The 11,498-nt window shown below is 66.7% G+C and carries 10 protein-coding genes and 2 tRNA genes; 4 read left to right on the top strand and 8 right to left on the bottom strand.

What is annotated here, in order from left to right:
* The first annotated feature begins 194 nt into the window (after positions 1-194).
* Positions 195-270: transfer RNA gene (locus tag RTQ83_RS19825), tRNA-Glu, on the top strand.
* A gap of 198 nt (positions 271-468) precedes the next feature.
* Here RTQ83_RS19825 and RTQ83_RS19820 read toward each other — a convergent pair.
* From RTQ83_RS19820 to RTQ83_RS19810, 3 genes are all read right to left on the bottom strand, one after another.
* Positions 469-2,496 carry a S8 family serine peptidase gene (locus RTQ83_RS19820; protein WP_312518337.1) on the bottom strand — a complete coding sequence of 676 codons (2,028 nt, stop codon included), beginning with the start codon at positions 2,494-2,496 and terminating at the stop codon, positions 469-471.
* Between the two features lie 60 nt (positions 2,497-2,556).
* Entirely contained in the window at positions 2,557-2,838 is a 282-nt protein-coding gene (locus RTQ83_RS19815; protein ID WP_312518336.1) for a hypothetical protein, read from the bottom strand.
* A 78-nt stretch (positions 2,839-2,916) separates the two neighbouring features.
* Positions 2,917-3,798: a hypothetical protein gene (locus RTQ83_RS19810; protein ID WP_312518334.1), complete on the bottom strand. Its 882-nt coding sequence runs from the start codon at positions 3,796-3,798 to the stop codon at positions 2,917-2,919.
* Positions 3,799-4,264: 466 nt separating this feature from the next.
* Between RTQ83_RS19810 and earP the strand changes: the two genes are divergently transcribed.
* The 3 genes from earP (at position 4,265) to RTQ83_RS19795 (ending at position 7,856) form a co-directional block, all read left to right on the top strand.
* Positions 4,265-5,440: an elongation factor P maturation arginine rhamnosyltransferase EarP gene (earP, locus tag RTQ83_RS19805; protein ID WP_312518333.1), complete on the top strand. Its 1,176-nt coding sequence runs from the start codon at positions 4,265-4,267 to the stop codon at positions 5,438-5,440.
* A gap of 107 nt (positions 5,441-5,547) precedes the next feature.
* Positions 5,548-6,123, top strand: coding sequence for an elongation factor P (locus RTQ83_RS19800; protein ID WP_290419183.1), 576 nt, complete (start codon positions 5,548-5,550; stop codon positions 6,121-6,123).
* Between the two features lie 143 nt (positions 6,124-6,266).
* A complete protein-coding gene (locus tag RTQ83_RS19795) occupies positions 6,267-7,856 on the top strand; it encodes an amidase (protein WP_312518328.1) in 1,590 nt (529 codons plus the stop codon).
* 16 nt (positions 7,857-7,872) lie between these two features.
* On the opposite strand, the gene RTQ83_RS19790 is transcribed toward RTQ83_RS19795, so the two are convergent.
* The 5 genes from RTQ83_RS19790 to RTQ83_RS19770 form a co-directional block, all read right to left on the bottom strand.
* Positions 7,873-8,367 (bottom strand): TssQ family T6SS-associated lipoprotein, encoded by a 495-nt coding sequence (locus RTQ83_RS19790; protein WP_312518325.1) that lies wholly within the window; start codon positions 8,365-8,367, stop codon positions 7,873-7,875.
* The gene (locus tag RTQ83_RS19785) at positions 8,364-9,503 is read right to left on the bottom strand and encodes a hypothetical protein (protein WP_312518322.1); all 1,140 of its coding nucleotides are present in this window, start codon (positions 9,501-9,503) and stop codon (positions 8,364-8,366) included. Before RTQ83_RS19785 ends, RTQ83_RS19790 begins: the two co-directional genes overlap by 4 nt.
* A gap of 128 nt (positions 9,504-9,631) precedes the next feature.
* Entirely contained in the window at positions 9,632-11,041 is a 1,410-nt protein-coding gene (gene dbpA / locus RTQ83_RS19780) for an ATP-dependent RNA helicase DbpA (protein ID WP_312518320.1), read from the bottom strand.
* Positions 11,042-11,078: 37 nt separating this feature from the next.
* Positions 11,079-11,354: a hypothetical protein gene (locus RTQ83_RS19775; RefSeq protein ID WP_312518318.1), complete on the bottom strand. Its 276-nt coding sequence runs from the start codon at positions 11,352-11,354 to the stop codon at positions 11,079-11,081.
* 61 nt (positions 11,355-11,415) lie between these two features.
* Positions 11,416-11,492, bottom strand: a tRNA-Met gene (locus RTQ83_RS19770).
* Positions 11,493-11,498 lie beyond the last annotated feature (6 nt).

Below are 11,498 nucleotides of genomic sequence, written 5' to 3'. Positions count from 1 at the left end.
GGACATCACCCTTTCACGGTGAGTACCGGGGTTCGAATCCCCGTGGGGACGCCAGCTTAAAACCGGAGTAGACCAACGCGCATGCGCGGAGAGGTGCTCCGGTTTTTCAATTGTGCTGGTATATTTGCGCACAGGTGCCAGGTGGCGCCGTGGCGATGCCGGCAGTAGTAACAGTAGCAGTAGTACAGTTTTAGGTCCCCATCGTCTAGAGGCCTAGGACATCACCCTTTCACGGTGAGTACCGGGGTTCGAATCCCCGTGGGGACGCCAGACAGAAGCCGGAGCCGGCCACGCGAGTGGGGCTCCGGTTTTCTTTTTTGTGCGCCGCCGGCAGCGATTTGTTGTCGAGCTTGCCGCAGTTCAGCCGACCTGCTACGCCAAGGTGCCGGCTTCGTCGCAAGCGCAACCATGTTCTTCGCCCGGTCGAACATGGCTGCACCTGCCTGCGTCATCAATCTGATCCTTACGTCACCAGCCCGACGGCCGAATGCCACCGAATCCGAAACCGAAGGGCAAGCTTTGCAAGCTCAGGCCGGCCGTGCCCGGCCCCGGGCCGCTCCCTGCCATGGCAAGACCGGCGCCGGCACGCGAACCGGCATCCATGCCATTGGCGAACATCGCCGCCGGCATGCCGAATGCGCTCTGGCCTTGCCACGGCATGCCCATCTGAACGGTAGACAGCCCGAGCGCGATCAAGGCATCCGGCATGCCATAACCGACATGGTTCGGGTCGCCCAGCGTGACGGGACGCGCACTCATGCGCAGGATCTGGAACAGTCCTTCCACCCGTTCAGGCGAACGCATGCGCAGTACCGACTGGAACTCGGGCCGGTGTGCCAGCACCAGCGCCGCCAGGCCGGTGACGTGCGGCGTCGCCATCGAAGTACCGTCCCAGGCCGCGAAGTTATTCGGCGGCACCGACGACACCACGGCCACGCCCGGTGCGCACACATCGACCTGCGGGCCGAAGCAGCTGAAGCGGGCGGTGAAGTAACCCTGCGCATCGATATCGTTACCCAGCGTTTCGCTGTGATAGCTGTCGGGCGGGAACTCCCCGACCTTGCCGATCGCGCCAACCGCCAGCACGTGCGGCGACGATGCCGGATACTGCACCGGTCCGCTCGAGTTGCCAGCGGCCGCGATGCAGGCGACGCCGGCCTGCCTGGCGCGCAGGATCTGGCGTTCCAGCGCTTCGGACGGCGCGCCGCCGCCCAGGCTCATGTTGACGACGTCGATCTGCTGCTCGATGCAGTACTCGAGCGCATCGATCAACTGGCTCACCTGGCCGCCCGGGAACAGCTTGCAGACATGGACTTCGGCTTGCGGCGCGAAGCCGCGGATGCCCCAGGCCGCATCGGTGGCGGCGATCACGCCGGTGCAGTGCGAGCCGTGGCCGAGGGTGTCGGCGTTCCAGGTGTTGCGGTCGACCTGTTTGTTGACGACGTCGAAGCCGGCGCGGATGCGGTTCAGGTTGCCGTGCGTGGTCGCGGCACCGGAATCGATGACGGCCACCTTGATGCCCTGGCCACCGAACTGCGGCGGCACCCGGTCCAGGCGCATCGCGCGCGCGCCCCATCCCAGCGTGTTCTGCTGCGGCAGGTTGCGCAGCGCCGGCCAGTCGGCCAGCGGCTTGAGCATCACCACATTGGGTTCGTCCACGCTGAGGTCGGGGTCGCGCTGGTAGAAACTCCAGTAGTCGACGCGCGGCTTGACGTACAGGCCGCTGACCGCGCTCGCATTCGGGCCGTAGACGCGCAGCCGCGCCACGCCGTCCGCCCCGGTGACGGCGCTGCTCGGCAAGGCGCCGCCGAACAGCGACACTTCGACGTCGGGCAGCGGCTGGCCGTCCTTTCCGACCACGGTCAGCAGCAGCTCGGTCTGCGGTCCCTGGTAGGGCGTGAGCGAACTGACCAGGTCGGGGCGGCGCAGCATCGGATCGAGCAGCTGCAGGTGCTGGTCGCGCTCGACCAGCAGTTGCCCCTGGCTGCGCTGCAGCAATTCGCCGGCCTTCTGGTCGGTCATGCGCGCCACCACCACGCCATCGGCGGTATCGCCGAATGTGCCCATTGCGCCATTCGCGCCCGCCGGCGTGAAGCCGGCCATGCCGAGCGGGCCGAAGCCGGCCGGCGCCACGCTGGCGCGGGTGGCGATGGTCTCGACCACGTCGATATCGGGCAACGCCTGCAGCGCCTGCTCGACGGATTGCAGTCCCAGCGTGGCGGTCAGGCCGGCCGGGCCGAACGTGGCGCCGGGCGCGGTGCGCGGCGCCACCAGATATTTCTTCTTGCGTTCGGCGACCGGGCGGCCGCGTATCGGCGCGGCACCGGCGCTGCCCGCCGCGCCCGAATCGGTACCCGAAGCGCCGGATGCTGCTGATGCACCAGAAGCGCCGGCGCTGCCGTCATCGGCTGTGGGACGCTTGTCGCCGGCGCCGTCGGGCGGAGGAGGTGGGCGGTCCTGGAAATCGCCGGCGCCGCCTTGAGGATTTTTAGGCATGTCGTGTCCTATGTAGTGTTCTGTAGCGTGTTCTGTAGCGTGTTCTCTAAGTGGCGCAGCTCAGCTCGACAGCGAGAGCGGCTGGTCCGGCTCGATCGTTAACTGATACAGGCTGCTGCGCCGCAGGCGCTCGGCGGTCGCGGCATCGGTCTCGACGACGGCGGTATGCGGCGGCCCGGCTGACGGCCCAATGGTGTCGACCAGGCGCACGCCCGGTTCGGTATCGAGCGCGGCGAGGAAGCGGGCCAGGGCGTCGTCTTCTCTGCTGGCGCGCACGATGTAGCGACCGATATTGCGATCAGGTTCGCGGCTGGCCACACCGGGTGGCGAGGATTGCGGCATGGTAGGGCTCCCGAGAGGCTGACGAAGCCTCTCAAAGCCGGACGCCGCACCCGCGGCGTCCGGCAGCTTTGTTATCGTTTAATGGATGGTTTGCTGGCCGCCGAACTGGCCTTGCTGTGCCTGCAGTTGAGCCTGCTGCGCCTGCTGCTGGTAAGCGCTCCATGGGTCGGCCGAGAACGGCAGCATGCGCCCGATCTGGCTGGCGACGCCGCCGATGGCCGAGCCCAGGCCCTGGTGACCGAGCTGGCCGCCGAGGAAGCTGCCGACCGGTTGCGCGTACTGGCCGATCATGCTGCCGACCCAGCCGCCCTGCGGCGTCATCTGGCCCTGGCCGCCTTGCTGTGCCGCGATCTGCTGCTGCAGCATGGCCTGCTGTTGCTGGCATTGCTGCAGCAGCTGCTGCAACTGCTGCTCCTGGGCCTGCAACTGCTGCAGCTGCGCCAGCGGATTCTGCTGGCCTTGCTGGGCCTGCGGATCGGCCGCGAACGGCAGGAAGCGGGCGTAGCCGCCGGTGTCGCTGATCATGTCGCCCAGCTTGCGGTTGCCGGTCAGGCCGCCGACGATGGCGCCGGCCGGCTTGCTGATCTTGGAGATCAGGCTGCCGAACATGCCGCCTTGCGGCGAAAACTGATGCGGCTGCATTTGCTGCTGCTGTTGCAGTTGCTGCAGCTCTTGCAGTTGCTGGAGCTGTTGCAATTGCTGGAGTTGCTGCAGTTGTTGCGGATCGATCTGCTGCTGCTGGGTGCCGGTTGGATCCGCCGAGAACGGCGACAGGCCGCCCAGGAATCCGCCGGCCACCTGGCCGATGCGGCTGCCCAGGCCCGGACTGTTGAACAGGCCGCCGATGCCGCGTCCGATGGCGCCGCCTAGCGGGGCGCCGAAGGTGCCGCCGAGGAATGCCTGCGGCGCGAAACCCTGCGGCTGTTGCTGTGCTCCATAACCTTGCTGAAAATCGTACATGGTCGACTCCTCCAGTGATCGGCCGTGGTGCCGGCGTGAGGCCTGGCCCACGTGCTCGTGCGCGCCATGCGATGCGGTCGCAAGATGCGGGCCGTACGGCTGCGCCAGGTTGCAACGAACGAGCACTTTCGGCCGCGTTCATGTGAATCGCGCCACGAATCCAATGATGAATGGGGTGGCGCGAGCGTAGGGCAGGGAGGCATCATCGAGACCGCCTTCCCTGCAGGTAGGCGTTCGACCGGGGGTAAATCGCGAAGTTTATGAACTAACTCCATGTGCAGCGACTTCACAATCGCCGCTTGCGATAGCGCAGACTACTGCTTAAAAACCGCGACATTTCATTGCGCAAAGCACTTTGCACGTGGAAAAAGCATCCGCGAAATCGCGTAGAATGGCGGCCCTCCGGCAGTGCGGCCATCGTGCGCGCCGGCCGAATCCCGATCCACTTTCAGCGTCCATCACCGCCATGTCCCAGCATCCATCCGCTCCCTCGCTCGCGATCTTCTGCAAGGTGGTCGACAACTATGGTGACATCGGCATCTGCTGGCGCCTGGCGCGCCAGTTGCATCACGAGCATGGCGTGGCGGTGACGCTATGGGTCGACGACCTGGCCAGCTACCGCCGCATCTGCCCGGAAGTCGACACCGGCCCGGAACTTCAGCAAGTGCAAGGCGTCACGGTGCGCCTGTGGCGCGGCCAGGACGGCGTCTACACCCCGCAGGAGATTCCCGACATCGTCATCGAATTCTTCGGCTGTGAGCTGCCGCCCGGCTACGTCGAGGCAATGGCGGCGTGCTCGCCGCGCCCGGTGTGGCTGAACTACGAAGGCCTGACCGCCGAGGACTGGGTCGAAGGCTGCCACCGCCTGCCGTCGATGCACCCGCGCCTGCGCCTGACCAAGCATTTCTATTTCCCCGGCTTTAACGAGCGCACCGGCGGCCTGCTGCACGAGGCCGGGCTGGACGAGCGCCGCCACGCCTTCCAGCAGGATGCCGGCGCGGTCGCGGCCTTCCTGGCGCGCTTCGGCGTCACGCCGCAGGAGGCGGCGATGCGCAAGGTGTCGCTGTTCTGCTACCCGGATGCGCCGGTCGCGGCCATGCTGCAGGTGTGGGCCGAGGGCGGCGAGCCGGTGCTGTCCCTGGTGCCCGAGGGCGTGGCGAAGGAGCAGATCGAGGCCTTCACCGGCGCTCCCGCAGTGGCCGGCGCTTCGGCCACGCGCGGCGCGCTGACCGTGCGCGTGCTGCCTTTCGTGCCGCAGCCCGACTACGACCTGTTGCTGTGGGCCTGTGACCTGAACTTCGTGCGCGGCGAGGATTCATGGGTGCGCGCCCAGTGGGCCGGCCGTCCTTTCGTCTGGCATATCTACGTCCAGGACGAGAACCTGCATCACAAGAAACTGCGCGCCTTCCTGGAGCGCTACGCTCCGCAACTGCCGGCACTGAATCGCTTCATGCTCGGCTGGAACGGCGCCCAGCCGGTGGCCGACTGGAAACAGGCCTGGCAGGCCGTGCTGAATGAAATACCGCAGGACGTGGCGCGCGCCGAAGAATGGCGCAGGGAAGTGCTTGCCAATGGCGATTTGGTGACGAAGCTGCTCGATTTCGTGCGCGAGCTGGGGCAGGCCGGACAAAACCGAGTATAATGCCCGGTTAGTTTGTAATGGATTCCGACGATCAAACGTAGGCGCCATGGCGATAGCCAACCTGCCCACGATGATTTAATGCAACTACTTTTTTACGTAAAACACCTATGAAACCCGCAAAAGAAATTCGTGTTGGCAACATCATCATGGTCGATGAAAAGCCGTTCATCGTGCTGCGTTCCGACGTCAACGGTTCGAGCCGCACGGGCTTCACCTACAAGTGGAAGATGAAGAATCTTCTGACCAACGCCCCGCTGGAAAACGTGTTCCGCGGCGACGACAAGTTCGACGTGGTCGTGCTGGACAAGAAGCCGGTCACCTACTCGTACTTCGCTGACCCGCTGTACGTCTTCATGGACGAAGAGTACAACCAGTACGAAATCGAAGAAGAAAACCTGGGCGACGCACTGCACTACCTGAAAGACGGCATGGAATGCGAAGCCGTGTTCTATGACGGCAAGGCCATCTCGGTCGAACTGCCGACCATCATCGCGCGCCAAGTGATCTACTCGGAGCCAGCGGTCAAGGGCAACACTTCGGGCAACGTCCTGAAAGAAGCCAAGATCGAAAACGCGATCGAAGCCCACCAGCACATCGTCATGGTGCCGCTGTTCGTGAGCCAGGACGACACCATCGAAATCGACACCCGTACCAACGAGTACAAGAAAGTCGTGCGTAACTAAGCACCGACTGTCTGGTCGAGAAAAACGCTGCTTCGGCAGCGTTTTTTTTCGCCTGTTCATTTCGCGGTTGCTGAACCGACTTTCTGACAACACAGTTTGTCTTACTGCTATGCTATTGCTTTCAATAAAACGAGGGAGTGGCGATGAAGCGCAGGGAATTCGTGCAACTGGGAGCAGCTTTAGGGGCAACTGCGGCAGTGGGTGCTGCAGGGATTCATCCGGCGCTGGCCGCCGCGCCCGCAAACGACGCCATACTGGAAGCCGGCGTGCAAGCCCAGCAGGAAGCGATGCGCAGCGGCAAACTGACCGCCCAGGAATTGGCCAAGCGCTACCTGGCGCGCATCGAGTCCATCGACCGCGCCGGCCCGCGCCTGCGCTCGGTCATCGAAACCAATCCCGACGCTCTCGCCATTGCCGCCGAGCGCGACCGTGAACGCAAGGTCGGCAAGCTGCGCGGCCCGCTACACGGCATCCCTGTGCTGTTGAAGGACAATATCGCCACCGCCGACCGCATGAGCACGACTGCCGGTTCGCTCGCCCTGGACGGCGTGCGCGCGCAGAAGGACGCCCACATCGTGGCGCTGCTGCGCGAAGCCGGCGCCGTCATCCTCGGCAAGACCAACCTGTCGGAATGGGCGAATATGCGTTCGACCCGTTCCTCGAGCGGCTGGAGCGGCCGCGGCGGCCAGACGCGCAACCCGTATGCGCTGGACCGCAACACCAGCGGCTCCAGCTCCGGTTCGGGCGCGGCGATGGCAGCCAGCCTGGCCACGCTGGCGGTCGGCACCGAAACCGACGGCTCGATCGTGTCGCCGGCGTCCACCTGCGGCATCGTCGGCATCAAGCCGACCCTGGGCCTGGTCAGCCGCAGCGGCATCATCCCGATCGCTCACTCGCAGGACACTGCCGGGCCAATGACGCGCACCGTGGCCGACGCCGCGCTGCTGCTGGCGGCAATGAGCGGTGCCGACGCCCGGGACGGCGCCACCAAAGATGCGCGCGTGGCCGACTATGCCGCCGCGCTGCGCAGCGACAGCCTGCGCGGCAAGCGCCTCGGTGTCGCGCGCAATTTCTTCGGCAGTAACGAGCTGGTCGATGCGGTGATCGAGAAGGAGCTGGCGCTGCTGGCGGCGCAGGGCGCGATCCTGGTCGACGTCGAAGTGCCGAACACCGACAAGTACAACGACAGCGAGCTGGCGGTGCTGCTGCACGAGTTCCGCCCCGACCTGGAAGCCTGGCTGGCTGCCTATGCGCCGCACGCGCCGGTCAAGAGCATGGCCGACGTGATCGCCTTCAACGTCAAGCACGCCGCCCAGGAAATGCCGCACTTCGGCCAGGAACACCTGATCGCGGCCCAGGCCAAGCCGGGCCTGGAAGCGCGCGAATACAAGGAAGCGCTGGCCAATAACCTGCGCTATTCGCGCGAAGAGGGCATCGACAAGGTGATGCGCGAGCACAAGCTGGATGCACTGGTGGCGCCCACCGGCGGCCCGGCCTGGCTGACCGATTACGTCAACGGCGACCATTACGGCGGCAGCTTCTCGTCGCCGGCGGCAGTGGCCGGCTATCCGCACGTGACGGTGCCGGCGGGCCAGGTGCGTGGTCTGCCGGTCGGGCTGTCGTTCGTAGGTGGCGCCTGGAGCGAAGCGGCGCTGATCGGCATGGCCTATGCCTACGAGCAGGCCAGCCGCCGGCGCCGCGCGCCGACCTATCCGGCCACGCTCACGCTGTAAAGTCCGGTACAGCCGGTCAGCGCCGCACAGCCTGTTTGGCCTTGACGAATTCCGGCCCCCACAACGGGTGGCCGTGTTCGCCTTCGGCCAGGTCGAAGCCGGCGTCCAGGCGCAGCGCGCGCTCGAAATTCTCGCGGCACAGGCCCTGGCGTCCGGTGACGCAATAGCTGAAGGCGATGTACTTGAGGCCGGCGACGCGGTTGCGCAGTGCGGCGCCGTTCATCTCCGGCCCGCTCAGGCGGCGGATGGCGCCGTTGTAGTCGCCGTCGTTGAACAGGGCGATGCCGTCGCGCAAGGCGACCTCGTCGCGGCCCGGCGCCGAGCGCTCGCTGCGGGCGGGGCGCGACGGCGCCTGGGCCCGCTCGGCACGCGGCCGTACCTCGTCGGCGCGCGGGTGGGCACGTGCCGGTTCCTTGCCACCCAGGACAGGTGCGACCTGGACGCAGCCCGCCAGGGCCAGAGCCAGCGTCAGTCCGGACAGCAGTTTCAGTGGTGCGGCAGTCGCGCTCACGGTGTTTTCTCCTCGGTGAAATCCAGTTCGATCACGCCCTTGCCGCCCTTGGCCGACTGCACCGTCACGGTGTGCTCGGGGAAGCTCGGATTGACGATGCGGATCGTGTGCTCGCCCGGCGGCAGGGTCAGGTGCTTGAGCGGCGGACTGGCGCCACGCTCGATGCCGTCCACCACCACGGTGCCCCATGGCTGGATCACCAGCTTGTAGGTGGTGCCGGCGACGGCGTCGCCGGGCGCCGCACCTTTCGGTACCAGCTGGACCGCGGTCGGCGGCGCGACGTTCGCGGCCGGCGTTGGCGCGCCAAGCGTTGGCGACGGGACATTGGCCGCGGCTTCGTCCAGCACCGGGCCTTCCAGCGTGGCCGGGGCCGGCTGCGGCAGCGTCACCAGCGGCGCGCTGCTGGAAGGCGGATCCATCGGAGCCGAGGTCGGCTCCGGCTGCTCGGGCACGGACAGCGCCAGCGCATCGCTGCTGTCGGTCTGGCGCAGCAGCAGCGCCAGCGCGATCAGGGCGCCCACCAGCAACAGGCCGGCCGCGCTCAGGATCAGCCAGCGCTGCGAGCGCTGCGGTGCCGGCTCGGGCGCGCGTTCCCGGCGCGGCACTTCGGTGATGCGCACCGGCGGCGGCTCGTCGCCCGGCAGCGTCAGCGCCGCCGGCGGGCCGAGCACCACGATGCCGAGCAGATTGCGCAGGTCTTCGATGCTGCGCGGACGCTGTTCGATGTCCGGCGACATGCAGCGGTCGATCGCGGCCAGGAAGGAATCGCTGTAGCCGGGCAGGGCACGCCCGCGCAATGGCCCTTCGGGAATCAGTTCGAGCGTGATCGCGTAGTGAATCACGCTGGCCAGGTCGCGCAGGTCGTCCACGATGCGTTCGTCGGCCGCCGGTTCGCCGCCGTCGGGCAGCAGCATCGGGTCGCCCGCGTCGAGGATGATGATGGTGTCGGGCGTGATGCGCCGGTGCGGCATGTGCATGCCGTATTGCACCTCGAGCGACTGCAGCAGCTGGCGGAAGATGCGGCGGCACCAGGGCTCGCTCACCACCTCATGGCTGTGCTCGACGATCTCGCGGACGGTGCGTCCCTCGATCGTTGCGGGTGGAGTATCTGGCGTGCTGGGCGGATTGATTGTCATGGCATCGTGCCGGTCACGCGGGGCGCGCTTCCGGGCAACTTGTTATGTTGCAAATGATGCCATATTTGCGCCGCGCACGTGGCCGGGAAGTCAACAGTGCGCGGCGGCTGCTGCGAGGGTGGGGCGGATCAGAACTCGACGAAGCGCATCTTGAACCAGCGCCCCTTGATCGCGCCGAAGCCGGGGCCGGGCGACTTGCCGGCGGCCAGGCGCTCGACCGCCGCCTGCGCCACGTTGCGTTCTAACGCCACATAGCTGCTGAACTCGCCGATATTGATCTTGCCCACTTGTTCCTTGGTCAGGCCGGCATCGCCCGTCAGCGCGCCCAGCAGGTCGCCCGGACGCAGCTTGGCCTTCTTGCCGCCGGCGATGTTCAAGGTCACCATCGGCGCCGGTGCGGCCGGCTCATCCTGGCCGCCGAGCGTGTCCAGGTCTTCCCAGACCGCCGGCTGGTCCTGGTATTCCTCGACCAGGCGCACCCATTTCTTTTCGTTCGGCGCGCACAAGGTATGTGCCATGCCGCTGCCGCCGGCGCGGCCGGTGCGGCCGATCCGGTGCACGTGCACTTCCGGGTCTTTCGAGACGTCGACGTTGATCACGGTGTCGAGGTCGGCGATGTCGAGGCCGCGCGCGGCGACGTCGGTTGCCACCAGCACCGAGCAGCTGCGGTTGGCGAACAGCACCAGGATCTCGTCGCGTTCGTGCTGCTCCAGTTCGCCGTACAGCGCCAGCGCCGAGAAACCATCGGCGCGCAGGGATTCGGCCAGTTCGCGGCAGCGTGCCTTGGTATTGCAGAATGCCAGCGCCGAGGTCGGACGATGATGGCGCAGCAGGCGCGCCACCGCTTCGTCACGGCCGTCGAAGCCGATTTCGTAGAAGCGCTGGGCGATCTTTTCCTGCGTGTGCTTGCCTTCGACCGTCACCTCGAGCGGATCGCGCAGGAAGCCGGCGGTGGCGAAGCGGATGTCGTCCGGATAGGTGGCCGAGAACAGCAGGGTCTGGCGGCGTTCCGGCGTGGCGGTGACGATGTTGGCGATCTCGTCATAGAAGCCCATGTCGGTCATGCGGTCGGCTTCATCCAGCACCAGCGTTTGCACCTTGGACAGGTCGAGCGTGGCGCGGCCGAGGTGGTCGCGGATGCGGCCCGGGGTGCCGACCACGATGTGGGCGCCATGCTCGAGCGAAGCGATCTGCGGACGCATCGACACGCCGCCGGTCAGGGTCAGGATCTTGACGTTGCCGACGCCGCGCGCCAGCCGGCGCAGTTCGCCCGCCACCTGGTCGGCCAGTTCGCGCGTCGGGCACAGCACCAGGCCCTGCACCGCGAACCAGGCCGGATTGAGCTTGTGCAGGATGCCGATGCCGAAGGCGGCGGTCTTGCCGCTGCCGGTCTTGGCCTGGGCGATCAGGTCGCGTCCTTCCAGCACCGCGGGCAGGGTTTCCGCCTGCACCTGGGTCATGTTGTGGTAGCCGAGGGTCGCCAGGTTGGCGAGGAAGCGCGGGCCGAGGGGCAGCGCGGTGAACGAATCGGATTGCATGGCAGTAGCAGGGCCTGTTTCAGCCGGCCGGGCCGGACTATGGATGATCGCTGGGATCGGGCGCCCAGACCGGCAGGCCGGTCAGGTCGAGCTTGTCGTCGCGGCGCCAGACTGGCAGGCCGGTGGTATCGGTTTCTTCGAGCAGTGGCATCTGCTCTTGCTTGAGGGCGATGCGGCGCGGGCGTGGGCTGCGCTTGGGCTGAGCTGCATGCTGGTCTGCATGCGGGCCGCCCGGCGCGACAGCCGCGGCGAGCGGCGCGGCCGGTTCGAAGCCGGGCAGGTCGAACGTCGCGTTGTCTTTCTTGTCTCTCATCTGCCCCACATGGCGCAAAAACAAAAGCCCGGCTCGGTGAGTCGGGCTTTTGGTTCGAATTTGGTTGCGGGGACAGGATTTGAACCTGTGACCTTCGGGTTATGAGCCCGACGAGCTGCCAGACTGCTCCACCCCGCGTCTGAG

Origin of the sequence: Massilia sp. (assembly GCF_031995545.1) — a bacterium.
Taxonomy (GTDB): domain Bacteria; phylum Pseudomonadota; class Gammaproteobacteria; order Burkholderiales; family Burkholderiaceae_D; genus Telluria.
This window is presented reverse-complemented; position numbering and strand designations above follow the sequence as displayed.